The sequence below is a fragment of the Actinoplanes sp. CA-131856 genome (genome assembly GCF_050956135.1).
GTDB lineage: Bacteria > Actinomycetota > Actinomycetes > Mycobacteriales > Micromonosporaceae > Actinoplanes.
Window position 1 is genome coordinate 6,076,079 of sequence record NZ_CP191849.1, and the last position, 24,709, is coordinate 6,100,787.

Genomic DNA, 24,709 nt, shown 5'->3' on the forward strand with positions numbered 1-24,709 from the left:
CTACGGGAGGAGTACCGCTGATGCCCGACCGGCCGCTCGACGGTGTCCGCGTCCTCGACCTCACCAACGTCCTCGCCGGCCCGTTCTGCACCTATCATCTGGCGCTGCTCGGAGCCGAGGTCCTCAAGATCGAGATGCCGGGGCGGGGCGACCTGGCCCGCCAGCTCGGCCCGGACCCGGCGCTGAACCGGCGGCGGCTCGGCGCGTCCTTCCTCGCGCAGAACGCGGGCAAGAAGTCGGTGGAGCTCGACCTGAAGGAGCGGGACGGCCGGGCGGTCTTCACCGAACTGGTCGAGCACGCCGACGTGCTGGTGGAGAACTACCGGGCGGGCGTCATGGACCGGCTCGGCCTCGGCTGGGACCATCTGCGCACGATCAACCCCGGGCTGGTCTACTGCGCTATCACCGGCTTCGGCCAGTCCGGGCCCCTGAGCCAGGCGCCGGCGTACGACCAGATCATCCAAGGCCTGTCCGGGATGATGAGCGTGACCGGAACGCCCGACACGGCCCCGCAGCGGGTCGGCTTCCCGGTGGCGGACACGGTCGGCGGGCTCAGCGCGGCCCTGGCCGTGGTGGCGGCCCTGGCCGGCGGACGGGGAGCGTTCCTCGACGTGTCCATGCTGGAGGCGTCGATGTCGGCCATGGGGTGGGCGGTCTCCAACTACGTGGTGAGCGGGGTCGAGCCCCAGCCGATGGGCGACCAGAACGCGACGGCGGCCCCGTCGGGCACCTTCGAGACGGCGGACGGCCCGCTGAACATCGCGGCCAACCGCCAGGAGCAGTTCGAGACCCTGTGCCGCCTGGTGGACCGCCCCGGCCTGCTCACCGACCCGCGGTTCGCCGAACGGGAGGCCCGCAAACAGCACCGGGCCGAGCTGAACGAGGCGCTGAACGAGGCGCTGCGAGCGCGCCCGGCCGGCCAGTGGGAACAGATCCTGCCGGCGGCCGGGGTGCCGGCGGCCCGCATCCTGACGGTCCCCCAGGCGGTCGCGTCGCCTCAGCTGGCCGGTCGTGGCTTCTTCACCGAGCTGAGGTCGCCGGCCGGCGGCCCGTTGCGGGTCAGCGGCAGCGGCGTGCTCGTCGACGGCGAACAGCTGACGCCGATGTCGCCACCACCGGCGCTCGGCGAACACAACGAGGAGCTGCCGGAGCTGTTGCGGCGCTGGCGGGACGAACCGCCGCTCATGCACGGCGGGTCCCGGTCAGAGTCTCGAAGTCGGCGTACATCAGCTCCTCGTCGGGCGTGAGCCCCGTGAAGAGCCGGAACGACGCGGCGGCCTGGTGCACGACCATGCCGCCGCCGTCGGCCACCCGGCAGCCGCGCGCCCGCGCGGCCCGGATCAGCCCGGTCTCCAGCGGCCGGTAGATCACGTCGGCCACCCACAGCGCCGGCCGCAGATGTTCGGCCGCGACCGGCATGCCCGGATGCCCTTCCATGCCGATCGGTGTCGCGTTGACCAGCCCGTCGGCGTCGGCCAGGCGCGCCGGCACCTCGTCGGGGGCGATCACGTCGACCGTCGTGCCGGTGTTGTCGCCGATGGCGCGGGCGAGCCGGCGCGCGCGCCCGGCGTCCAGGTCGGCCAGGGTGAGCAGCCGGGTTCCGGTGCCGGCGATCGCGGAGGCCACGGCCGCGCCCGCGCCGCCGGCGCCGATCTGCACGACGTGGCCGGTGGCGACGCCGGGGAGTTGCCGGGCCAGCCCGGAGGCGAAGCCGTAGCGATCGGTGTTGTGCCCGGTCGCCCGCGAACCGTCGAACAGCACGGTGTTCACCGCTCCGAGCAGGGCCGCCTCGGGCGAGAGCTCGTCGAGGAACCGCACGACGTCCTGCTTGTACGGATGGGTGACGTTGACGCCGCGAAATCCGAGCCGCCGGGCGGCGACCAGCGCGTCGCCGAGGCCGACGCCGAGCAGGGACGGGTCGATGAGCTGGTAGAGGTAGCGCAGACCCTGCCGGTCGGCCTCGAGCTCGTGCAGCGCCGGGCTCATCGACGTGGCGATGTTCGCGCCGATCAGGCCGACCAGGAAACGACGGTCCACGTTGCTCTCCAGTTCTTTGTACGAACCAGTACGTTAGTTATTCTCGCCCGACCGGTCCCCTGTCAAGACCGCCCGGGAGATCAGATGAGCTCGATGCCGTCCTCGGCCACGTCCGGGCCGGCGGCGGGGTTCGTGTTGTTCAGATGCCCGTACCGGAAGCGCGTCCCCGGGTGTCGCGCGAAGTGCGGGCGCGAGTCGGCCATCGGCAGATGCCCCATGCTCGCCGCGCTCCCCGGCCGCCCGGTCACGCGGGTCAGCTCGTCATCCGTGGCGAAGGTGCCGTCGAGCAGAACCTCGTCGGCGCCGGCGATGAAGCCGTCGAACTCGGTGGTCCACGCGGGAAGACAGGTGGCATGGACGAAGCTCGCGGAGGCCGAGGAAAGCCGCAGGGCCGACACCCAGCCGTCGCCCGGGAGGCCGGCCGCGTAGCGGGGACGCTTCGGGCCCACGGTCAGCCGGCGGACGGTCAGGCCGCCGTCGAGGTCCAGCTGGGCGGGCAGGTCACGCCATTCGACATTGGTGTACGCCGAGAGCAGCGCCCGGAACGGCGCCAATGCGCTGGTGACGGCCCTGGTGGCGTACACCGTCAGCGCATTGGCCTCGCGCAGCGAGAGAAGGCCGATGGTGTGATCGAGCTCGGCGGTGGTGAGCAGCACGCCGCGCACGGGCGTCTCCCGGAGGCCGGGGCCGGGCCGCAGCTCCGGTGTGCCGATCAGCTGGGTCCGGATGTCCGGGGAGGCGTTGATCAGGTACCACGCGTTCCCGTCGCCGGAGACCGCCACCGAGTCCTGCGACCGGTGGTGACCCCGGAGGCAGGTTTCACAGGCGCAGTTCCATTGCGGGCAGCCGCCGCCGGCCGCGCTGCCGAGGACGCGAACCCTCACCGGTAGCGCCGGGGAATCACGGCCGGGCGGGGACCACCGGCCGGGATCAGGTCCTCATGGTGCGGGGACAGGGTGCAGACCGGGTCGGTGGCGGCGGCGTCGCCGGTGAGCTGGAAGGCCTGGCAGCGGCAGCCGCCGAAGTCGAGCTCGCGCAGATCGCAGCTCCGGCACGGGTCGGGCATCCAGGCCGTGCCCCGGAACCGGTTGAACAGCTCCGAGCCGAACCAGATCTCCTCGAGGGAGCCGCTGGGCCTCGGGCCGGGGAGCTGATCGGCGGCCAGGCACGGCAGGACGGTGCCGGACGGGTTCACCGCGAACTGCCGCGAACCCCAGCCGTTCATGCACGGCTTGGGGCGGCCCGTGTGGTGATCCGGGCGGACGTAGACGATCTCCATGTCGTAGCGGCCGTGCACGCGGGCCGCGGCCTCGTCGGCCCGCTCGATCTGGGCCGCGGTGGGCATGATCGCGGCGCGGTTGCGCAGGCCCCAGCCGTAGTACTGGGTATGTGCCAGTTCGAGCCGGGACGCGCCGAGGCTCGCGGCGAAGGCGGCGATCTCGTCGAGAGCGTCGACGTTGGCGGCGTGGAGCACCACGTTGACCGTCAGCGGCAGGCCGGCCTCCCGGACGAGGGCGGCGGCCGCGATTTTGCGGTGGTGCGACCGCAGCCCGGCGATGGCGTCGGCCGTGGCCGGGTCGGCGTGCTGCACCGAGAGCTGTACGTGGTCGATGCCGTCGAGCCGCTTCTCGGTGAGGCCGACCCCGCTGGTGATGAGATTCGTGTACATGCCGAGCCTGCGCGCGCGGGCGGCCAGCTCGGGCAGGTCCGGCCGCAGCACCGGCTCCCCACCGGAGAAATGCACTTGGAGTACGCCGAGATCGCGCGCCTGCGTCAGCCGCTCCAACCAGTGCTCGGTGTCCATCTCGGCGCGTGTGATCTCCACCGGATTCGAGCAGTAGCCGCAGCTCAGCGGGCACCGATAGGTCAGCTCGGCGACCATTCCGACGGGTAACGGTGTCCTTTTCAGCGGTTTACCCGCGATATTTCGGACACGTGCGGGGTATCCGCCGTCGGCAAGCAACCGCCGGTCGGCCAGGTCGGCGATGAGATCGGATATGTCGCTTATGGAAACCCCGTCGTACATCGCGGCCAGCACGCCGACCATCTCGGGTACAGGGCGGCGACCATCGCAGGCCCGGACGACGTCGGCCGCCGGCCCGTCCAGCAGCAGGCTCCCCTCCGGATAGAGCAGCGCGTCGACGTCACGCACGGGGTCGTGGACGAGCCGTACGCCGCCGGCCAGGCCCGGCCTCATCCGATGCCGCCCTGATAGTCGATGGCGTCGAGCATCGCCCCGAGCACGTCGCATTTGAAGGCCAGCGCTCGCACCGCCGCGATCTGCGATTCCCTCGTCCGGCAATGCGTGAGCACCAGATCGAGCGTGTAGCGCGCGTCGTCGCGGACGACGGGAATGCGGTTCTCGAAATAGGCGTAGCCGTCGGGTTTGATCCAGTCGTAATGCTCGCGCCACGCGACGACACGGGCCGCCATGAGCGTGGGTGAGAACATCTCGGTCAGCGCCGCGGCCGCCGCTTCGATCCACGGCCGCTGCTGGCAGAACTGGAGATATCCGTCGACCGCGAAGCGGGTTCCCCGCGCCACGTGGCGTTCGTCGAGAAGCTCGTCCCGGGACAGCCCGACCGCGTCCGCGAGCACCAGCCAATCGGCCTCGCCGCCTTCGCCGTCGCGCGCGCCGTCGTGGAAGACGACGCGGGACAGCCAGGCCCGGCGCACCGAGGGCAGCGGGCAGTTCGCGATAACAGCGGCATTCTTACGCGCCAATATCTGCTGGTAGTACCACCGGTTGGCGACCCACGAGCGGACCTCACCCGGGCTGCACTCCCCCGCGTGCAGGCGCCGATGGAACGGATGGCCGTCCCAATAGCGCGGCGCGAGGGAGCGCAGCTCGGCGGCGAAAGCCTCGCGGCTCAGCGCTTCGTCAGCCACGGGCGGTCGACTCCGGCGTACCCCGAGATCTCGGCGCGCGATTCGAGGCATTCCGTACGCGGCTTGGTCCAGGTCTTCTTCTTCTCCATCGCGGTTCCTCCCTATACGCAGAACGGGATCTTGCCCATGGCGGACAAAATTCCATTGACGACGTGTTTCTTGAAAAAGGCCTGACCCACAAAACCCGACCCGTCGATGTACGCCTGCGAGTCGTGCCCGAGCGCGGTCACCCAGGACCGGCCGCCGTCGTAGTACTGGCACCAGGAAATGGGGTGGAACTTGCCGTGCCCCGGATGGGTGTTCGATTTCGTGGCCAGCGACGCTTCGTCCACGGCGAGCAGGAATTTCACCCGGGTCGGGAAGGGCATCCAGTTGTACCACTCGTCCTTGAACTCCCAGCGCGGCGGCAGCCCCTGCGTCGAGGAGTCCTTGGTGAGAGTGACGACGGTGCCGTTCTGGTTCGCGCCGTGGTCGTAATACTGGGTGCCGCCGCTGAGGCCCTCGTAATAGGGCCAGTTGTATTCGGTGCCGCCGATCGCGTTGTGGATGCCGACGAAACCGCCGCCGGCCCGCACGTACTGCCGCAGCGCCGTACGGGCCGCGTCGAGGTGAGCCGGCGTGGTGGTGTTCACCGCGGCGTTCGGCTGCACCGCCGTGCCGTGCTTGAAGAGCGTGTCGCGGCTGGTGCTGCCGAAGACGACCGCCTTGTAGGTGCTGCCGATTCCCGGCATCAGCGTGACGTCCTCGGTCCAGTCAACCTGCACGCCGACCTCGCCCATCCACTTGACGATCGCGTTCTGGAGCACGTGGGCGTCGGTGAGCGCGGGGTTGAGCCCGGCGGCCAGGGCCGGCCCGAGATGGGCGTGGCGGGGTCCGGCCGTCCGTGTGTAGAGAAGGATCTTGTCCTGCCGGTTGGCCACCCAGGGGTGGTAGGAGGCGGGGACCTGGCCGCGGACGACGTTGTAATAGGGGTCGAAGTATTTCTCCTGGCCGCGGGGAATGTTCGTGGTGATCGGCTCTTTGACCGTCGGCTCCCGGCCGCCCGCGTGGGCCTCGGCCGATCCCGCGCCGGTGGTCGCACCGACCGCCGCCGCGGCGGTGGCGGCCGCGGCACCTCTGAGGACATTGCGCCTGTTCGTCACTCTGACCAGCCTTCCCGGTGGTCCGCCAGGCGGACCGAGTGTTCCGATCTAACGGCCGGGCTCAATATAAAGACGATGTTTCCAGCAGCGCAAGCATGGATTACTTTCGCTGCGCGTCGTAGGCTGCGTACCTCTAGACGGACCTGTAGGTCCACTAGGTGGACCACTAAGGAGAACGCGATGGAGGTTCAACGCCGCACAGTCCTCAAGGGGACGATTGCCGCGGCCGCGCTGGTCGGGGCGGCGCCGTCCCCCGCCACCGCCGCCAAGCCGGCGCAGGCGTGCACCACCCCGGGCGGATCCGACTTCCCCAAGGTCGGCGGCAACTACGGCAACCAGAACTACTCGGCGCTGCGCGACATCAACCAGGGCACGATCCGCCGGCTCGGCGGCGCCTGGGTCAACCGCATCGAGGGCGGGCTCACCACCGGCACCAACCAGAGCACGGCGGTCGCGGTCGACGGGGTGCTCTACATCGAGTCGGCGCTGGGCAACGTGCACGCGGTCGATGGCCGCACCGGGCAGACCAAGTGGACGTACCAGCAGACCCGCGGCACCCTGACCCGCCGCGGCGTCGCGGTCGGCGCCGGCAAGGTCTTCACCCACGGCAAGGGCAGCTGGATCATCGCGCTCGACCAGGCCACCGGCGCCGTCGTCTGGGAACGGCAGATCACCGGCTACGGGACCATGGAGAAGGTCGCCGTCACCTATCACGACGGGCTGCTGCACGTCGGCACGCACGACAGCAACCGGGCCGCCGCGCTGGCCCTCGACGCCACCGACGGCTCGCTCGTCTGGAACTTCTGGGGCGCGCCCGGCCCCGGTGAGCTCGGCAACGACACCTGGGAGGGCGACTCCTGGCAGGTCGGCGGGGCGACGCCGTGGCTGCACCCGGCGCTCGACCCGGAGCTCGGGCTCGTCTACTGGACGTTCGGCAACGCGCGCGGCAGCAACTCGTCGCAGGACGGCTCGGGCCGCGGCGGGCAGAACCTGTTCTCCAGCTCGATCGTCGCCATGGAGATCAAGACGGGGAAGTACCGCTGGCACTTCCAGTCGGTGCACCACAACATCTGGGACATGGACAACTCCATGGCCCCGGTCCTGGCCGACGTCCGCATTCACGGCCGCCTCCGCAAAATCGTCGTCTACGGCAGCAAGAGCGGGATGTACTACATTCTCGACCGTACGGACGGGAGCGCTCCGCTCGGAATCGACGAGATACCCGTACCGCAGGAACCCCGGCAGAAGACCTGGCCGACCCAGCCGTTCCCCCGCCAGGGCGGCTGGATCGAGAATGAGGTCGTCCCGCAGCCGCTGGGAACGTCGGTGCCGGGCGATCCGAACCGGGCCGTGCCGAACTACAAACGCGGCAAGCTCTACGACCCGTTCTGGGACGTGCCGGTGCTGTCCACACCGGGGCATGGGGGTGGAGCGTGCTGGAACCACCAGTCGTACAGCCATAATTCCGGTCTGGTCTACACCGGTTACGGATATGTGGCGGCGGCCCATTCCCTCTCGGAGAGCAGCAACGGCCTGCGCCCGCCCGGCGAATACATGACCGGCGGCGTCGTCGCGGTCGACCCGACCACCAACAAGGTGCGCTGGAAGCGGCGCATGCCGTATTCCCTGGCCCATGGCAACGGCGTGCTCAGCACGGCCGGCGGGCTCATCTTCATCGGCCAGCCCGACGGCAATCTCATCGCCCTCGACGCGTTCAACGGCCGCGAGTTGTGGCGTTTCCAGTGCGGCGCGGCCATCAGCGCCAGCCCCATCATGTACGAGGTGGACGGCACCGAATATCTGTCCGTCTACGCCGGCGGAACGGGAATCCCGTACGGCGACTCGGCTCCGCGCGGCGACTTCCTGTGGACGTTCAAACTCGGCGGCACGGTCAAGCCGGCCCCGACCCCGCCGCCCCCGGTGGTCCGCCGTCCAGTGTCCGGCGGCCCGGTCGAGGGAAGCGTTGTGAACAACACCGTCGTCCTGGCCCGGACCTTCGACGCGGCGACCGGAACAGTCGGCTCGGTCGAGTCGACGGCCGTCAACGGAATGGCGCCGACCCATTTGCGCGTGCCGGCCGGCACCACCGTCACTTTCGTGAACCCGGCCGACAACGTGCACGAGCACGGCGCCACACAGTTCTTCGAGGGCCTGTTCGACATCCGGCTGAAGCCCGGCGAGTCTTTCCAGTACACGTTCAAGCGCCGCGGCGAGTATTTCTACAACGACTTCCACAGCCCGCGGCCGACCGGCAAGATCGAGGTTTACTGACCATGACCGACTCCCAGGCCGCGGACTGGTGGGCCACCGCCGTCTCCCGCATCGAGCCGAACGTCATCGAGCTGCGCGGCATCCCCGTCGCCACGCTGATCGGTGACATCACCTTCGGCGAGATGACCTGGCTCATGCTGCGCGGCTCACGCCCCACCCCCGGCCAGCTCCGTCTTTTCGAGGCGGCCCTGATCGCCGGTGTGGACCACGGCCCCCACGCCCCGTCGATCGCCGTGGCCCGGATGGCCGCGACCTGCGGGGTCGGTCTGAACAACGCGATGGCCAGCGCCATCAACGTCCTGGGCGACTCACACGGCGGCGCCGGCGAACAGTGCGTGTCACTGCTGTCGGAGATCGTCACCCGCGCCGTGCCGGCCGACGTGGTCATCGCCGAGTGGCGCGCCCGCGGCATCCGCTACCTGCCCGGCTTCGGTCACCGCTTCCACACGCGCGATCCGCGCCGCGACCCCCTCCTGGAGCTGACCGCCGCGGCCGCGGCGGCCGAGGTGGTGCCCGGCGACCACCTGCGGGCCGCCCTGGCCGTCGAGAAAGCCCTCCAGCCCGTACCCATGAACATCGACGGCGCCACCGCGGTCATCTACGCCGAGCTCGGCTTCCCCGCTCCCCTGGCCCGGGGCCTGTTCGTCCTGAGCCGCAGCGTCGGCATCCTGGCCCACGCGTGGGAGGAGACTGGACAGGGCCGCCGCAACAAGGGCCCGATCCCCCCGGCGATCCGCCCCACCTTCCTCGGGCCTACCTAGACACTTCGTCGAAGAAGGCCGACTTGCGACGTTCGTACTCCTCCGGGCTGGAGGTGGCCTTGAGGTCGTTGTAGGCGCGCAGCAGGCTCGGGTCGGCCGCGAGACGCCGCCAGGTGCGGGTGAAGCGAAGGTCGTGCCCGGACCCGGCCGGGGTCACGGCGACGCCGGTCGGCAGCGGGGCGTCGGCCTCGAACGTGGCCAGGGTGGGCCGCCTCGATGACGTCGTCGGAAGGGCGCACCGGCTCAGTATCCGACGTCCCGGTGGCGCAGGCCCGCGTATCCGGCGCCGACCAGTGCGGCGGCGAGCACGGTCAGCGTCAGCAGGGGCGTGACCGTGGCCTCGTCCAGGGGCACCTGTGGCGTGTGCGTGAACGGCGAGGCCTGCCGCGACCAGCCGGGCAGGTCGAAAGAGTCGGCGAACAGGGTGACGACGGCGCAGTACGCGATCACGGTCCAGGCGACGATCGCGGCCGGCCGGGGCAGCCAGCCGAACGCCAGCACCGTCACGCCGACGATCAGCCACACCGCGGGCAGGTAGGCGAGCGCGACCCCGATCAGCCGCGGCACCTGGCTCAGGTCGGACACGGTCGCCCCGTACGCCAGGCCCTCGCCGAACCCGAACGCGATCAGGGTCAAGGCGGTGCCGGGCAGGGCGACACCGAGCTGACCGGCCAGCCAGGTCCCCCGGCTCACCGGTGCGGCCAGCACCACCTCGGCCCGCCCGGACGTCTCCTCGGCCCGGGCCCGCAGGATGCTGGTCACCCCGTACGCCGCCGCCAGCACCGCGGCCATCCCGGCCGTCACGGCCAGGTAGGCGTTCAGAACGTCGCCGGCGCCGCCGGTCAGGAACTGCGCTATCTCCGGGTTGTCACGGACGTACTGCTCGATGCTGTCGCCGATCGAGCCGTACGCCACCCCGAGCAGCAACAGCCCGACCGCCCAGCCGGCGACCGCTCCCCGCTGGAGCCGCCACGCCAGCGCGTACACGTTCCCCAGCGCCGCCGAGGCCCGCGCCCGCCCGAGCCTGGTCGCGACCAGACCGGCGCCGAAGTCACGATGCGCCAGCAACAGCACGGCGGCCACGCCGAGCAGCGCGGCGACGGCCAGCGAGAGCACCACCGGCCACCACCGGTCGCCGGCGAACGGCAAGGTCCGCTGCCCCCAGCCGATCGGCGACGCCCAGGACAGCGCGCCGCTGCCCACGTCGCCGGCGGCACGCAGCGCGAAGGAGGCGCCGAGCAGGGCGGCCACGGTCCCGTACACCGCGCGGGTGCTCTCGAAGACCTGCGCCGCCACCGCGGCCGACGCGGCGAACACGAGGCCGGTCGCGGCGATGGCCACCCCGAACAGGGCCGATCCGGCCACCGGCAGCCCGGTGCCGGCGGCCACGGCGAACACCAGCAGGCCGGCGGCGACGTCGGCCAGTCCGGCGAGAAGCAGCGCCGCGGCCAGCGGCGCGTGCCGGCCGACCTGGCCGGACCGGATCAGCTCGGCCCGGCCCGACTCCTCGTCGGCGCGGGTGTGCCGGCCGACCAGAAACATGCTCATCAGGGCGACCACGATCACGGCGAAGGCGAAGATCTCGAACACGATCTCGCCGCCGATCGACACGAGCAGATCGGTCGGCCCGCTCATCGCGATCACGGCGTTGTTGGCGCCGATCGTCTCCCGGAGCTGCCGCAGCTCCTCCGGGGTGCCGTACAAGTCCTGGCTCTGCACGGACTGCACCAGCACGAGAAGCGTGACACCGAGCAGCCACCAGGGAAGGCTCATCCGCTCCCGGCGCAGCAGGAAACGAAGAAGCGCCAGGGTCCCGGTCACGAGGCGCCACCGTCCTCGCCGTAGTGACGCAGGAACAGCTCCTCGAGCGTGGGCGGGGAACTGGTCATGCTGCGCACGCCCAGCGGGGCGAGCTCACGGACGACGGTGTCGAGCTGGGCGGTGTCCACATCGAACCGGGCATGATGGTCGTCGATGACCACGTCGTGCACGCCGGGCAGCCGCCCGATCCCGTCGACCGGCCGCGTGGTCTCCACAGCGATCGACGTCCGGGTGAGATGACGCAGCTCGGTCAGCGTGCCCGACTCGACAGTGCGGCCGAGCCGGATGATGCTCACCCGGTCGCACAGGGCTTCGACCTCGGCCAGGATGTGGCTGGAGAGCAGGACCGTACGGCCCTGGCTCTTGAGGTCGTGGACGCACCGCTGAAACACCGACTCCATCAACGGGTCCAGTCCGGACGTGGGCTCGTCGAGCAGCAGAAGCTCGGCGTTCGACGCGAGCGCGGCGATGAGGGCGACCTTCTGCCGGTTCCCCTTGGAGTACGTCCGAGCCTTCTTCCGAGGATCGAGATCGAACTGCTCGAGCAGCTCGTCACGGCGCCCCCGGTCGACGCCACCGCGCAGGCGCCCCAGCAGATCGATGACCTCACCACCGGTGACCCCGGGCCACAACGTGACGTCACCCGGCACATAGGCCAGACGCCGGTGAAGCCGGTCGGCGTCCCGCCACGGATCACCACCGAGCAGACGTACCTCTCCGGCATCCGCCCGCAGCAGACCGAGCAGCACACGGATGGCGGTGGTCTTACCGCTGCCGTTGGGACCGAGGAAGCCGTGCACCTCCCCCGCGGCCACGGTCAGGTCGAGCCCGTCAAGCGCCTTGGTCGGGCCGAACGACTTGTGCAGAGCGGTGATGGCGATCGCCGCTTCGCTGGACATGTCCATGTCAGCTCCTGGGTCGCGCGCAGTAAGACCAGCCTTCCCGGCACAACATCCAGCATCGTACGACCCGCCGGCACGCTGGAGCCGCCCGATATTCCTCAGGGCTTCCAGAAACGAGCGGTGTCCATTCGGGATCTGTACTCGACCAGCGCGCGCAGAGGCTGGTCAACAACGTCCCGACCAAGGCGCGGTCGAATTCCGCTCCGGGTTCCGATCAGCCGGGTGGTTCCCATGATGGAAGGGCCTGATGACTCAGCCCTCCAGGACGTCAGGCGCTCGGACCCGCGTTGGCCGGAAGGGAGCCGTCGAGGCTGGACTGGGCCAGCAGCTCGCCCAGCAGTGGGGCGAACTTCATCAAGTTCTCGCCGTACGTGGCGAGCACTCGGCCGTTGCGGGCGAACTGGAGACCGTCGCCCAGGGCCGGGTCATGAGTGCAGTAGACGCGGGCGATCGGGCGCGGCTCGACGAAAGGCAGATGCTCGGTGACGTACGCGGTCAGCAGCTCCAGTGACGCCTGTTCGGCGGCGGGCCGTCCTCGGTCCCAGGCGACCAGTGCGGAATCCACATCGGCTCCGACCGCCCAGGTGCCGGGGGCGGCCAGGTGCTGGTAGGTGTCCTCGGTGATCCAGCACTGGAGCGGCTCGGGCGCGCCGGGGCGGATCGGGAAGCTGACGCGCAGGTGGTGTTCCAGCGCGGGCGGGGTGTCGATGCCGGCCCCGGCGGCCAGCGCCGACGTGCCGGCGCCCGCGCAGATCACGGCGGCGTCGAACGTGTCGACGTCGGTGCCCGCGTGGATCCGTACACCTGCTGGGAATTCTTCGACGGCGTCGACGTGCGCCGTCCGCAGGCGGTCGCCGACGGCAGCAAGCAAGTAGGCGCGGATGCGGTCGACCCGGATCACCCCGCCGGCCGGATCGAGCAGGGCCGGGCCCGTGAAGGTGGTCGCCGGCAGGCGCAGCCGGGACGATCCGGGCTCCACCATCTCGTGGGTGGCGCCGGCCGCGGCCATCGCCGCCGCCCAGTTTCCCGCCTCGAGGCCGCTGACCACCGTGCCCACCTCGTCGATGAGGGACGGGCCCCACTCGGCGAACAGCGCCCGTGACCGGGCCGCCAGCTCGACCATGTCGGGGTAGGTGTGGGCGAGCCGGAAGATCCGGGTGTCGCCGGCCGAGCGTTCGCCCATCGGCTCCCCGGCCTCGTAGCAACGGACCTCGGCGCCGCGCCGGAGCAACGCGGCCGTGGCCGACAAACCGACGACACCGCCACCGATCACCGCGACCTTCATGGCGGCGACGCTATCAGCGCCGCTCGCGTAAGGTCACCGCCATGTCAGCCTGGACCACGCCCGAGCGCCCCGAGCCGCCGATCCGGCCCGTCGACGAGCGGGCCGCGCTCGACGACCGCTTGGAGTTCCAGCGCACGACGTTGCTGCTGAAATGCGGCGGCCTCACCCCGGAGCAGTTGGCCGTCCGTTCGGTGGCGCCGTCGACGCTGTCGCTGCTCGGGCTGGTGCGGCACCTGTCGGCGGTCGAGGCCTGGTTCCACGACTTCGACGGGCTTCCCGGCCACCACTACTACTGGGACTACGCGCCGGATTCCCAGTCCCGCAGCGACGTCGTCGACGTCGCCCGCGCCGACGACGACCTGGCGAGCTATCTGGCCAGCGTCGCCCGGTCGCGTGCGGCCGTCGCGGGCCGCGGCCTCGACGAGATCGACCCGGGCGGCGACCACTCGCTGCGCTGGATCTACCTGCACATGATCGAGGAGTACGCCCGCCACAACGGGCACGCCGACCTGCTCCGCGAACGCATCGACGGCGCCACCGGCGAATAATGTCTGAGCGCCTCGCGGACAGCGGTCCCAGGCGCTCGCCGGCCAGCCACGAACCGTGCCGCGTGGGCGGCCGTCGCCGCGTCGGGCGGGACAGCCCTGCAGCAGGATCCGCCGCTCGGTGCGCAACGCCAGGGAGAAACGAGATCAGGCGGTCCTGTTCCAGCTCTCGACCACCGCGCCCCGGTTGGGGTCGACGCGTTCGGACTTGCCGCGGTCAGGTGGAAAGGTCATAGCCGGCTGTACGCCGGTTGCGCGGGAGTCCACTGTGGTGGCGGCGGGACGGTCTCGGCGATCCGGAAGCGGCGGGCCAGCAGGACGATCGCCGCGGCGTAGCCGATCAGGCCCGGCAGGTCGGCCAGCGCCAGCTGCCACGGCATGTCCGTGGCGGTCTCGTCCACGGTCAGGTCTCCGTAAGCCGCCGACAGGCCGGCGCCGATCAGGTTGTTCATCACGTGCAGGGCGATCGCCGCCTCCAGGCCGCCCGTGCGGATGGTCAGCCAGCCGGCCACCACGCCGAAGACGATCAGGTCGGCGAAGCCCCACGGCGTGCCCCAGCCGTGCAGGGACGCGAAGACGATTGCCTGTACGGCTATGGGCAGCCACGGATTGCGGGTGCCGACCGCCTGGAGGAGCCAGCCGCGGGTCAGGTACTCCTCGGCCGCGGCCTGGAGCGGCACGACCAGCAGCAGCACCAGCATCGACACGGCGAACGGGCCCCAGCCGGCCAGCGCGTCGTCGAGGCCCACATCCTCACCGGTGAGCGTGGCGAAGGTCAGGCCGGCGCTCAAGAAGACGGTCACGGCCACGCCGGCGACCGGCAGGCAGGTGAGCAGCCACCGCACACGCAGGCGGCCCGTCACCGAGGAGACCGTGCCGGCCGGGCGGCGCTGGATCAGCAGGGCGGCGAGCAGCGGGAACGGCAGCAGCACGGCGATGAATAGGAACGACACCGCCAGGTCGGGCAGCGGGCCGAACGACGGGTTGCCGTAGGCGTCCTCCGGGCGGCCGGCGATCGTGCCGACCAGGGTGACGGCGAGGAGGCCACCGATGGCCATGTTGAGGCCACCGACGACGATGAACAGGGTGCCGACGACCGACCGCCACCACCGGAACGTGGGGGTACGGGCGAGCCGGTGGTACGGCGCGGACGGCGCCGGGGGGATCACCATGGCCACCAGTGTGGCGGGGCATGCAAATCGAGGTCCGGTTGCAGGCGCCCCTCAAGTCGGCACTCAGCTCGAGCACCTCGCAGACGGTGCGCGTCTCCGGCCTCATCTCCATTTCCGGCATGTACAACGTGGCCTCGAACAAGACGGTCATCGGCGCCGGATCGGGCTCCGGAATCACCGGCGGCGGCCTCAACCTGTCCGGCGTGCGCAACATCATCCTGCGCAATCTGGTATTCCGTAACGCCGGCGACGACTCGATCAACGTGCAGACGAACACCACGAACGTCTGGATCGACCACAACGATCTGGCCAACGGCTACGACGGCCTGATCGACATCAAGCGCGGCTCCGATTTCATCACCGTCTCCTGGAACCGCCTGCACGACCACGACAAATCCATGCTGCTCGGCCACAGCGACGACAACGGCTCACAGGACATCGGCCATCTGCGCGTGACCTACGTGCACAACTGGTTCGACGGCACCAATCAGCGCCACCCGCGCGTGCGATTCGGCAACCCCGTCCACGTGCTGAACAACTACTACAGCAACATCGGCTCGTACGGCGTGGCCTCCACCGAGAACGCGGGCGTGTTCGTCGAGCGCAACTACTTCGAGAATGTCGGCAGCCCCACGGTCACCCAGACCGGCGACTCCGCCGCCGGCAACCTGAAGGTCCTCAACAACTACCGGGTGAACTCGGGCACGGAACAGGTCCGCAACGGCGCCAGCGTCGCCGCGATCCCCTATTCCTACACCCCGGAAGCCAACAACACCGTCAAGGCCACGGTCACCGCCGGAGCCGGCACCGGAAAGATCTGACGCGCGCGAAGCCCGCCCCTTTCGCCGGGGCGGGCTTCGCCGTGTGCTGGGATGGTGACATGCTCCCGACAGCTCTTCTGACGGAACGGTTGTCCCGGGCCGGGATCCGCGACGTCGTCACCGTCGAGCCCGTGAGTGGTGGGCTGGCCGCGCTCGCCGGGATGGCTTCCCGCGACGGCGCGCCGCCTTTGTTCGTCAAATCCTTCGCCGAGGCGCCGGACGGCGATCCCTTTGCCGCCGAGGCCGAAGGGCTGACCGCCCTGCGGGAACTCGGCGGACAGGCCACCCCCGACGTCGTCGTGGCCAATCACGAGGTGCTCGTGCTGTCGTTCCTGGAGCCGCGACCGCGGGACGGGGCGTTCTGGGAGCGGTTCGCCCACGCCCTCGCCCACCTGCACACGAGCACGCCCCACGCCCGCTTCGGATGGCACCGCGACAACTGGCTGGGCCGCCGCCGGCAGGTCAACACGTGGACCGGCGACGGCTTCGCGTTCTTCGCCGAGCACCGCCTGCTGCGCTGGCTGTCCGAGCCGCGCGTCGAGGCGGCGCTCGAACCCGCCGACCGGGTCGCGCTGGAACGCCTGTGTGACCGGCTCCCCGAGCTGCTGCCCGCCCGGCCCGCGTGCCTGACCCACGGCGACCTGTGGGCGCAGAACGTGCTGGCCACAGCGGACGGACGGGCCGCGCTCATCGACCCGGCGGTGTCGTACATGTGGGCCGAGGTCGACCTGGCCCACCTCTGGACCACGGCCCCGCCAGCGGAGTCACGCCGGTTCTTCGACGTCTACGCCGGCCTGACCGGCCTCGACAGCGCCTGGCCGGCCCGCATGCCGATCATCCAGCTGCGCCAGCACCTGGCCGTCCTGGCCCAGTTCGACGACGACTGGGGCGCCGCCGAGACGATCCGGGCCACGCTGGCGCCGTTCCGGGCGGGGGCCGCTCCGCGTCCCTGACCCACGTCGCCCGCGCTTGCGAGTGCCAAGGGGCGGCGATGGAGCTGGTCTGGCGTACGACTGCGTCCGGCCCCGCCGCGGCCGGCCACAGCTCCAGCAGAGAGCGGTCGATGGTCGGCTCGTCACCGCTCACCTGTCGGCTTCGGGTGCCGCTCGTAGCCGCACTCGTCGTGTATCCAGCGGTCCAGATATGCGGCCCGCTCGGACGGTGAGTTCAGGACGGTGAGCCATTCGGTGGCGGCCCGCTTCATGTGCCGTACGGCTTCCGCGTCCTGCTCCGGGGAACCGCGTCCGGGAGCATCCATCTCGTCGGTCAGCGCGCCCCAGATCAGGTTGAGCCCCTCCGTCTCGGGAGGGCCGTCGGCAACCATCGCGCGCACGGCCATGCTCTGGAATTCCAGGCCGGCCTCGTAGGTGGGCCAGCCGTCCTCCGCGGCGAGCACCCGCCGGGCGTGGCCGGCGGTCTCGGCCAGGAAATCGGACATGGCCCCGACCTTACGACAGGCTCCCGCCGACCTTCCGGTCGATGGACGGCGGCGGGACTAACGCAGAAGAGGGGCGCGGCGCGCCCCTCTTCTGATCAACGGAAGTTCTACTCCACGAGTTCCGGTGAAAGGTCCGGCTGCGAACGAAGGTGGCGGTTGTTGCGCGGCTCCTGCCGGGTCTTGGCGTCGTCCAGCTTGCGGCGCAGGTCGTCGCGGACGTCGTGCAGGGCGGCGTTCAGGTCCTCCTCGGTCGAGGTGGTGACGATCTTCTGGCGGCCGGCGATCCAGCATTCCAGGGTGACCTTCTGGCCCGGCGCGTCGCGGTCCTTGACCATGACCTCCAGCTCGGTCGAGTCGGCGTGGAAACCGGCCAGACGGCTGTCGAGCGTGACGAACTGCTCGGCGATCCAGTTGCGGTCGCCCTGCGAGAAACCGGCGCCGACGCGCAGGCATTCACCCACGGTGGCGGGATTGTTCACCGCTGTCATCACAACTCCCTCGTTGAGACTCTGCCTTCCGCAAAGATCCTTCCCCGGTCCGGGCGGCCTTGAAACGCCCGAATCGGGCGAGAGAACGGCAGCGCAACGGCTCGCGTACCTTGCTTGCGTGATCACGCATGCCCGGTGGACCAGTCAGCGCTGGTTCGCGTCCGTCCTCATCGCCATGGTGGTGCTCATCGCCGTGGCCGCTGTGGTCGGTGCGGAGCTCCTCTCCCGTACGACCGAGGTCTCCGACCGTCTCAACGATCGGATCGCGCCGGCCCGCACCGCCGTGGCCGAGCTGACCGCCGCCGTCGTCGGGCAGGAGACCGGGGTGCGCGGTTTCGTGCTCAGCGGTGAGCAGCAGTTCCTCGACCCGTACGAGCAGGGCCGGGCCGACGAGACCCGCCTCGTCGGGCAGCTCCGCGACCTGCTCGACGGGCACCAGGAAGCCCTGACCGACCTCGATCTGGTCGAGCAGCGGATGGCCTCCTGGCGTACGACCGCGGCCGAGCCCCTGGTCCAGTCGCGCCGCGACGATCTGGCCCTGGTCACCCAGAGCAAGACCGCCTTCGACGCCGTCCGGGACCCGCTGGCCGATCTGGATCAGCGCCTGGTCGAGCTGCGCGCGCAGGGCCGCGCCGACCTCCAGGACAGCCGGCAGCTGCGCAACAACGCCTTCCTCGGCCTGGTCGTCGCCCTGCTGCTGCTCATCGCGTCCATCGCCGTCCTGCTGCGCGTGGTCGTCCTGCGGCCGCTGAACGAGCTCAGCGGCTCCGTGCGCAAGGTCGCCGGCGGCGATTTCGGGCACCGGGTCTCGCCGCGCGGCCCGGCCGACGTGGCCCGGCTGGCCGAGGACGTGGAGGCGATGCGCGGCAAGCTGGCCGACAGTCTCGCCGCCAGCCAGCAGCAGGCGGCCGAGCTGCACCGCTCGAACGCCGATCTGGAGCAGTTCGCCTACGTCGCCTCGCACGACCTTCAGGAGCCGCTGCGCAAGGTGGCGTCGTTCTGCCAGATGCTTCAGCGCCGCTACGCCGGGCAGCTCGACGACCGCGCCCAGCAGTACATCGGGTTCGCCGTGGACGGTGCCACCCGCATGCAACAGCTGATCAACGACCTGCTGGCGTTCTCCCGCATCGGGCGGATGTACGACGACCGGGGGCCGGTCGATCTGGACGAGCTCGTGGGCCGGGTCGAGGACACGCTCGCGCTGACGATCGAGGAGACCGGGGCCGAGATCGTACGTCCGAAACTGCCGACCGTTCCCGGCGACGCCACCTTGATGACGCAGCTGTGGCAGAACCTGCTCGGCAACGCCATCAAGTTCCGCCGCCCGGACGTGCCGCCCCGGGTGGTCATCACCGTCGACGAGGACGAGGAGAAGTACACGTTCGCCGTGCAGGACAACGGCATCGGCATCGAGCCCGAGTTCGCCGACAAGATCTTCGTCATCTTCCAGCGCCTGCATCCGCGCGACGTCTATTCGGGCACGGGCATCGGCCTGGCCATCTGCAAGAAGATCGTCGAGCACCACGGCGGGCAGATACGGCTGGACACCGCTTCCACTGACGGTGCCCGGATCGAATTCACGCTGGCAAAGTGACTCCAGCTTCCCGTACGGCGTTACGCCCACCCTCTTTCGCCTGGTAGAGCGCGTCGTCGGCCCGTGACAGCAGCTGCTCGACCGTCTCGTGGCCGTCCCACGTGGCGTACCCGATGGAGCAGGTCTCGGCCCCGGGCGTCGCCGCACGGACCCGGTCGAGCACCTGGGCCGCGTCCGGCGCGGGACAGTCGGGCAGGGCCATCGCGAACTCCTCGCCGCCCCACCGGGCGATCAGGTCGCTGTCGCGCAGCGCGTCGGTGAACGCGACCGCCGTGTGCCGCAGCAGGTCGTCGCCGGCCGGGTGCCCGTACGTGTCGTTGTAGCGCTTGAAGTGGTCGAGGTCGGCGATGGCCACGGTCAGCGGGGCGCCGGTGCGCCGGGCCTGCGCGGTCAGCCGGGGCAGCTGGGCCTGCCAGGCGCGGCGGTTGGCCAGCCCGGTCAGCGTGTCGGTGTAGGCCATCCGTTCCAGGTGCCGCAGCAGCTGCTCGTGTTCGAGCGCGAGCGCGGTCTCGTCGGCCAGCAGGGACACCGCCCGGGCCCGCCGGTCGCCGACGTCGTCGAGGCGGTGGGCCCACGACACGCAGAGCACGGCGATGACCGAGCCGTCGGCGATGACCGGCTGCCACAGCAGGGACCGGGCCCGGCTGAGTTCCAGCAGGGCCGGGGAGACGATCGGGTCGGCCGCGGGGTCGGCCCGGAAGACCGGTTCACCGGTGCGGTAGACCTGCGCGCTCATCGAGGTCAGGGCCATCGAGATGCGGGTGCCGACCAGGTGCGGGTTCGAGGCCGCGGTGATCACGAGTTCTTCGGTGGCGGTGGCCGGCTCCATCAGCATGACGCCGTCGGAGGCGGCGAGCTCGCGGACGGCGCTGACGATGTTGGCCCGCGCGTCCTCGCCCGTGCGGATGCGGCGGGCGACACCGGCCACGGCCGTCAGCAACCGCTCCGAGTCGCGCGTGGCCCGCTCGGCCTGGTAGCGCGCGGTGACGTCCTGCATCTGCACGAGGATGAGGTCGGCGTCGGTGCGGCTGAGCGTGATCCACACCCAGCGCGTGTCGTCGTCCGGCCGGCAGAACCGGACCTCCATGCGGGCCACGCCGTCGGGGGCGGCCGCGATGCGCCGGGCGATCTCGTCGACGTCGAAGCGGTCGTCCGGGTGGGCGTGCGCGAAGACGCCGGCCCCGACCACCTCGTCCTGCTCGCGGGCGAGCAGGCGGCACAGGGCTGGGTTGACCGTGACGAAGCGGCCGTCGGGCCCGGACAGGCCGATGCCCGCCGGTGACGCCTCGAAGATGCCGCGGAACCGCTCGGCCGCCGCGGTCAGCTCGTCGCGCATGGCCCGGATCTGCCGCTGCCGGCGGATCAGGCTGATCCGCAACAGCGCCCCCAGGACGAGCGCGAGGCCGAGCTGGATGGCGTAGTAGGTCAGCTCGTCGGTGTGCAGGCCGTCGCGCAGCAGCACGGCCACGATCCAGCCCACGGTGGCGGTGACCGCGGCCGCGACGGCGATGGCGGTCGAGCTCACGGCCACGCCCAGCCCCACCATGATCAGCATGAGCATGCTGGTCTGGTGCAGCTCACCGGTCACGAACAGCGGCACCAGGCCGTTGAGGACCGGGATGAAGCCGAACAGGCTCAGCGCGGCCGGCTGCCGGCCCTGGCGGGGACGGCGCACGACGGCCGCGCCGACGGCCAGGACCGCGGCGCTGCCCCAGGCGAAGGCGGACAGCACGACCTGCTCGACGCCGTCGAAGATCATGACGTCGACCACGGCCAGCAGCATGAAGAAGGCAGCCAGCGACCCGAGCACCCATTTCGTGCTGCCGGCGTCCAGCGACCGCGTCACAACTACCTGGTCGGCAGCGGAGCCCGATTACTGACTCAATATCGGAACCGGGACACGAGAGCGCTCAGATCGGTCGACATGGTGGCCAGTTCGGCCGTCGCCTCCTGGGAGCGGGTGATGCCCTCGGTGGTGCGCCGGGCCGCGTCGGCGACGCCGGTGATGTTCTCGGCGATCTGGCCGGTGCCCGAGGCGGCCTCGGTGACGCTGCGGTTCATCTCGGCCGTGGTGGCCGTCTGCTCCTCGACGGCCGAGGCGATGGTGGTCTGAAAGTCGCTGATCCGGGCGATGACCCGGCTGATCTCCTCGATCGCGGTGACCGCTCCCCCGGTGTCGGCCTGGATGGTCTCGACCCGGGCCGAGATGTTCTCGGTGGCCCGGCCGGTCTCCTGGGCCAGGTCCTTGACCTCGGAGGCGACCACGGCGAAGCCCTTGCCGGCCTCGCCGGCCCGGGCCGCCTCGATGGTCGCGTTGAGGGCGAGCAGGTTGGTCTGCTCGGCGATCGAGGTGATCACCTTGATGACGTCGCCGATCTCGGCCGACGACTCGCCGAGCTTGGTCATGGTCTGCGACGTGCTGGCGGCCAGCCCGACGGCCTCGTTGGCGACCTGGGCCGCCTCGGCCGCGTTCTGCGAGATCTCCCGGATGGCGGCGCCCATCTCGTCGCTGCCGGCGCTGACCGCGTCGACGCTGCGGGAGATCTGCTCGGCCGCGGCCGAGACCGTCTGCGCCTGCGCCGAGGACTCGTCGGCGGACTGGGCGATCTCGCCGCCGGCCTGCGACATCCGGTCGGAGGCGCTGCCCAGGGCGGCCGCCGACGAGTCGATGGTCCGGACCGTCTCACGCAGCCGGGCCATGGCCGTGTCCAGCGAGCGGCCCATCTGGCCCGGCTCGTCGTTCGCGCTCAACCCGGCCGTCCGGGTCAGGTCGCCCTCGGCCAGACCGTCGCAGACGTGCTTGACCTTGGCCATCGACCGCACGATCTGGCGCGCCACGACCCACCCCATGGCCAGCGCGATCACCGAGCCGACGACCAGGAGCACGATGGTGATGGTCCGGCTCGTGCCATATTTGGAGCGGGCGCCCTCGGCGTTGGTCTTCGCGTCGGCGTTCTCGGCGGTGCGCATCCGGTCGAGGTCGCCCGAGACCTCCTGCATGAGGGGGATGACGTCGGTGTCGCGGGCGCTCTGCCACGCGTCGAGGTCGTTCTTGTCGCCGGCCGGCAGCAGCTTGTCCACGACCAGCGTGCGATAGGCCTCGAAGTCGTCGGCCAGTTCGGCCAGCTCGGCGTCGGGCACGGCCGGGCCGCTGGTCCGATAGGACGCGAGCGCGTCGGTCAGCGCCTCGTAGTCCTCGTCGAAGGCGTCGCTGTACTGCTTCTTCTGCGCCGCGGTGTCGGACAGCATGTGATTGGTGACGTCCAGCCGGGACTGGGCAATCTCACTGCGGATCTCACCGACGTAGTTCACGCCGGAGACGTTGCTGGTGTAGATCTGCTCGGCCGAGGCGCTGGTGTTGCTGAGCCCGACCAGGCTGCCCACGCCGACGACGACGGCGAGCACGATCGCCACGCAGACCGCACCCAGGATCTTCGTCTTGACGCTCAGGTCCGCCAGCACCGCACTTGCCATGGGACAAAAAGTAGCGATCTTCCGGCGCGAATCACCACGAAACGTGAAACTTAGGGCATGTCCACCGCCACGGCACCCCCGGTACTGACCCGGCGGCAGGTGAACGTCGTCTTCGTCGCCATCCTGCTCGGCATGCTGCTGGCCGCGCTCGACCAGACCATCGTCTCCACCGCGCTCCCGACCATCGTTGCCGACCTGGGCGGGGCCGGGCACATGGCGTGGGTCGTCACCGCCTATCTGCTGGCCGAGACGGTGGCCACGGTGCTGGCCGGCAAGTTCGGCGACCTGTTCGGCCGCAAGCTGATCTTCCAGGTCAGCACCGTGGTGTTCATCGTCGGCTCGGCGCTGTGCGGCATCGCGAACGACATGCTGGTGCTGATCGCGGCCCGGGTGGTGCAGGGTGTCGGCGCGGGCGGCCTGATGGTCACCGCCATGGCGCTGATCGCCGACGTCATCCCGCTGCGCGACCGTGGCCGCTATCAAGGCGCGCTGGGCGCGGTCTTCGGCGTCACCACTGTCGTCGGCCCCACCCTGGGCGGGCTGTTCACCGACCATCTGAGCTGGCGGTGGGCGTTCTACATCAACGTCCCGCTGGCCGCGGTCGTGCTCGTCATGGCCGCCCGGGCCATCCCGGCCGTCCGCTCGGCGTCGCGGCCGATCATCGACTACGCCGGCATCGCGCTGGTCGCCCTCGGCTCCTCCGGCATGATCCTGGCCCTGTCCTGGGGCGGCAATGAGTACGCCTGGTCCTCGCCGGTCATCATCGGGCTCTTCGCGGCCGCGGTCGTGCTGCTCAGCGCCTTCGTCATGGTCGAGCTGCGCGCGGCCGAGCCGATGCTGCCGATGCACCTGTTCCGCAACTCGGTCTTCACCGTCTGCTCGTCGCTGAGCTTCATCGTCGGCTTCGCCATGCTCGGCGCGATGACCTTCCTGCCCACCTATCTGCAGTACGTCAACGGCGTCTCGGCCACCGCCTCCGGGGTGCGCACCCTGCCGATGGTGGCCGGGCTGTTCCTCACCTCGATCGGGTCCGGCATCATCGTGTCGCGGACCGGCCGCTACAAGGCGTTCCCGATCGCCGGCGGCGCCGTCCTGGCCCTCGGGCTGTTCCTGATGTCCACCATGGACGCGGCGACCAGCGCCTGGCTGGAGTCGCTCTACATGTTCGTGCTGGGCGCCGGCATCGGCCTGTCCATGCAGGTGCTGACGATCGCCGTGCAGAACACCGTGCCGTACGCCGATCTCGGGACCGCGACCTCGGGCGTCACCTTCTTCCGTACCCTCGGAAGCTCGTTCGGCACCGCGATCTTCGGCACGCTGTTCACCAACAAGCTGACCCCGTCGCTGGAATCGGCCCTCGCCTCCGATCCGGGGGTCTCGCCGTCGGCCGCGGCCAGTCCCGAGGCGCTGCACGCGCTGACCGCCGCCCAGGCCGCACCGATCATCAACGCCTACGCGGAGACGATCGGCTACGTCTTCCGCTGGGTCGTGCCGGTGGCCGTGCTCGGCTTCGCAATCGCGTGGCTGCTCAAGGAGGTGCCGCTGCGCGACAGCGCCAAGGCGGCCGCGACCGACGTGGGCGAGGGCTTCTCACCGCCACAGCCCGACGACCGGGTGGCCAAGCTGGAACGGGCCATCGGCGACGCCGTCCGCGACCGGGCCGTTCTGGACACCATCCTCACCTCCTCGGGCGCCGATCTGCGGCCGGCGCAGGCCTGGGCGATGGGACAGACGCACATGCACAGCCGTACGTCCGGACAGGCCGGCCTGGAGTCGATAGCCCGCGCCCATCGGGTCCCGCCCGAAGTGCTCGAACCGACTTTCGCCGACCTGTGCGACGCCGGCTACGCGCGCCGCGACGGCGACACGGTCACCCTGACCCCCAACGGCGAGGAACAGCTGGAGCGGGTCAAGGGCGCCTGGCGCAACTGGATCGACGCCAACCTCGACGACATCACCCTGGCCGGCCCGGACGACCGGGCCCTGATGGACCAGGCCCTGCACAACGTGGCCCGGCGCTTGGCCGACGAGGAGCCCTCACGGGACACTTCGGCGCGCTGACGGATAGG

At 70.6% G+C, this 24,709-nt stretch carries 22 protein-coding genes; 8 read left to right on the plus strand and 14 right to left on the minus strand.

Annotated features, from left to right (window positions below; genetic code table 11):
* Window positions 1–20 precede the first annotated feature (20 nt).
* Complete coding sequence (locus tag ACQP2X_RS28170; protein ID WP_498686911.1) at window positions 21–1,247, plus strand: CaiB/BaiF CoA transferase family protein; 1,227 nt, start codon at window positions 21–23, stop codon at window positions 1,245–1,247.
* On the opposite strand, the gene ACQP2X_RS28175 is transcribed toward ACQP2X_RS28170, so the two are convergent.
* The 5 genes from ACQP2X_RS28175 to ACQP2X_RS28195 all read right to left on the minus strand — a co-directional run bounded on the left by ACQP2X_RS28175 (window position 1,183) and on the right by ACQP2X_RS28195 (window position 6,068).
* Window positions 1,183–2,037 carry a shikimate dehydrogenase gene (locus ACQP2X_RS28175; RefSeq protein ID WP_498686913.1) on the minus strand — a complete coding sequence of 285 codons (855 nt, stop codon included), beginning with the start codon at window positions 2,035–2,037 and terminating at the stop codon, window positions 1,183–1,185. The two genes, ACQP2X_RS28170 and ACQP2X_RS28175, sit on opposite strands and share 65 nt — an antisense overlap.
* A gap of 80 nt (window positions 2,038–2,117) precedes the next feature.
* Window positions 2,118–2,921 carry a pyrroloquinoline quinone biosynthesis protein PqqB gene (gene pqqB / locus ACQP2X_RS28180; RefSeq protein WP_498686915.1) on the minus strand — a complete coding sequence of 268 codons (804 nt, stop codon included), beginning with the start codon at window positions 2,919–2,921 and terminating at the stop codon, window positions 2,118–2,120.
* Window positions 2,918–4,234: a pyrroloquinoline quinone biosynthesis protein PqqE gene (pqqE, locus tag ACQP2X_RS28185; protein WP_498686917.1), complete on the minus strand. Its 1,317-nt coding sequence runs from the start codon at window positions 4,232–4,234 to the stop codon at window positions 2,918–2,920. The genes pqqB and pqqE overlap by 4 nt, the downstream gene beginning before the upstream one ends.
* Entirely contained in the window at window positions 4,231–4,926 is a 696-nt protein-coding gene (gene pqqC, locus ACQP2X_RS28190) for a pyrroloquinoline-quinone synthase PqqC (RefSeq protein WP_498686918.1), read from the minus strand. Before pqqC ends, pqqE begins: the two co-directional genes overlap by 4 nt.
* 101 nt (window positions 4,927–5,027) lie before the next feature.
* Window positions 5,028–6,068, minus strand: coding sequence for a ThuA domain-containing protein (locus ACQP2X_RS28195; RefSeq protein ID WP_498686920.1), 1,041 nt, complete (start codon window positions 6,066–6,068; stop codon window positions 5,028–5,030).
* Between the two features lie 180 nt (window positions 6,069–6,248).
* Between ACQP2X_RS28195 and ACQP2X_RS28200 the strand changes: the two genes are divergently transcribed.
* Both ACQP2X_RS28200 and ACQP2X_RS28205 read left to right on the plus strand, forming a co-directional pair.
* Complete coding sequence (locus ACQP2X_RS28200; RefSeq protein WP_498686921.1) at window positions 6,249–8,339, plus strand: outer membrane protein assembly factor BamB family protein; 2,091 nt, start codon at window positions 6,249–6,251, stop codon at window positions 8,337–8,339.
* Window positions 8,340–8,341: 2 nt separating this feature from the next.
* A complete protein-coding gene (locus ACQP2X_RS28205; protein WP_498686923.1) occupies window positions 8,342–9,100 on the plus strand; it encodes a citryl-CoA lyase in 759 nt (252 codons plus the stop codon).
* Here the strand turns inward: ACQP2X_RS28205 and ACQP2X_RS28210 are convergent.
* The 4 genes from ACQP2X_RS28210 to ACQP2X_RS28225 form a co-directional block, all read right to left on the minus strand.
* Window positions 9,093–9,257: a hypothetical protein gene (locus ACQP2X_RS28210; RefSeq protein WP_498686925.1), complete on the minus strand. Its 165-nt coding sequence runs from the start codon at window positions 9,255–9,257 to the stop codon at window positions 9,093–9,095. The two genes, ACQP2X_RS28205 and ACQP2X_RS28210, sit on opposite strands and share 8 nt — an antisense overlap.
* A gap of 86 nt (window positions 9,258–9,343) precedes the next feature.
* Entirely contained in the window at window positions 9,344–10,921 is a 1,578-nt protein-coding gene (locus tag ACQP2X_RS28215; RefSeq protein ID WP_498686926.1) for an ABC transporter permease, read from the minus strand.
* A complete protein-coding gene (locus ACQP2X_RS28220; protein WP_498701065.1) occupies window positions 10,918–11,820 on the minus strand; it encodes an ABC transporter ATP-binding protein in 903 nt (300 codons plus the stop codon). The genes ACQP2X_RS28215 and ACQP2X_RS28220 overlap by 4 nt, the downstream gene beginning before the upstream one ends.
* Window positions 11,821–12,091: 271 nt before the next feature.
* A complete protein-coding gene (locus tag ACQP2X_RS28225) occupies window positions 12,092–13,108 on the minus strand; it encodes an FAD-dependent oxidoreductase (protein ID WP_498686929.1) in 1,017 nt (338 codons plus the stop codon).
* Window positions 13,109–13,149: 41 nt separating this feature from the next.
* Between ACQP2X_RS28225 and ACQP2X_RS28230 the strand changes: the two genes are divergently transcribed.
* The gene (locus ACQP2X_RS28230) at window positions 13,150–13,656 is read left to right on the plus strand and encodes a DinB family protein (RefSeq protein ID WP_498686930.1); all 507 of its coding nucleotides are present in this window, start codon (window positions 13,150–13,152) and stop codon (window positions 13,654–13,656) included.
* Window positions 13,657–13,883: 227 nt separating this feature from the next.
* On the opposite strand, the gene ACQP2X_RS28235 is transcribed toward ACQP2X_RS28230, so the two are convergent.
* Entirely contained in the window at window positions 13,884–14,825 is a 942-nt protein-coding gene (locus ACQP2X_RS28235; protein WP_498686931.1) for a CPBP family intramembrane glutamic endopeptidase, read from the minus strand.
* 20 nt (window positions 14,826–14,845) lie between these two features.
* Here ACQP2X_RS28235 and ACQP2X_RS28240 point away from each other — a divergent pair, with 20 nt between their 5' ends.
* Together ACQP2X_RS28240 and ACQP2X_RS28245 are read left to right on the plus strand one after the other, a co-directional pair.
* Window positions 14,846–15,646 carry a pectate lyase family protein gene (locus ACQP2X_RS28240; protein WP_498686933.1) on the plus strand — a complete coding sequence of 267 codons (801 nt, stop codon included), beginning with the start codon at window positions 14,846–14,848 and terminating at the stop codon, window positions 15,644–15,646.
* 59 nt (window positions 15,647–15,705) lie between these two features.
* On the plus strand, window positions 15,706–16,599 hold the full coding sequence (locus ACQP2X_RS28245) for a fructosamine kinase family protein (protein ID WP_498686935.1): 894 nt from the start codon (window positions 15,706–15,708) through the stop codon (window positions 16,597–16,599).
* Between the two features lie 122 nt (window positions 16,600–16,721).
* Here the strand turns inward: ACQP2X_RS28245 and ACQP2X_RS28250 are convergent, their stop codons facing one another.
* Entirely contained in the window at window positions 16,722–17,084 is a 363-nt protein-coding gene (locus tag ACQP2X_RS28250; protein ID WP_498686937.1) for a hypothetical protein, read from the minus strand.
* Window positions 17,085–17,191: 107 nt separating this feature from the next.
* Complete coding sequence (locus ACQP2X_RS28255; RefSeq protein WP_498686939.1) at window positions 17,192–17,572, minus strand: HPF/RaiA family ribosome-associated protein; 381 nt, start codon at window positions 17,570–17,572, stop codon at window positions 17,192–17,194.
* Window positions 17,573–17,690: 118 nt separating this feature from the next.
* Here ACQP2X_RS28255 and ACQP2X_RS28260 point away from each other — a divergent pair, with 118 nt between their 5' ends.
* Window positions 17,691–19,166 (plus strand): sensor histidine kinase, encoded by a 1,476-nt coding sequence (locus ACQP2X_RS28260; RefSeq protein ID WP_498686941.1) that lies wholly within the window; start codon window positions 17,691–17,693, stop codon window positions 19,164–19,166.
* Here ACQP2X_RS28260 and ACQP2X_RS28265 read toward each other — a convergent pair.
* Both ACQP2X_RS28265 and ACQP2X_RS28270 read right to left on the minus strand, forming a co-directional pair.
* Entirely contained in the window at window positions 19,150–21,012 is a 1,863-nt protein-coding gene (locus tag ACQP2X_RS28265; RefSeq protein WP_498686943.1) for a sensor domain-containing diguanylate cyclase, read from the minus strand. The two genes, ACQP2X_RS28260 and ACQP2X_RS28265, sit on opposite strands and share 17 nt — an antisense overlap.
* A gap of 35 nt (window positions 21,013–21,047) precedes the next feature.
* Window positions 21,048–22,640 (minus strand): methyl-accepting chemotaxis protein, encoded by a 1,593-nt coding sequence (locus ACQP2X_RS28270; RefSeq protein WP_498686944.1) that lies wholly within the window; start codon window positions 22,638–22,640, stop codon window positions 21,048–21,050.
* A gap of 57 nt (window positions 22,641–22,697) precedes the next feature.
* Between ACQP2X_RS28270 and ACQP2X_RS28275 the strand changes: the two genes are divergently transcribed.
* Window positions 22,698–24,701 carry an MDR family MFS transporter gene (locus ACQP2X_RS28275; protein ID WP_498686946.1) on the plus strand — a complete coding sequence of 668 codons (2,004 nt, stop codon included), beginning with the start codon at window positions 22,698–22,700 and terminating at the stop codon, window positions 24,699–24,701.
* Window positions 24,702–24,709: the final 8 nt, after the last annotated feature.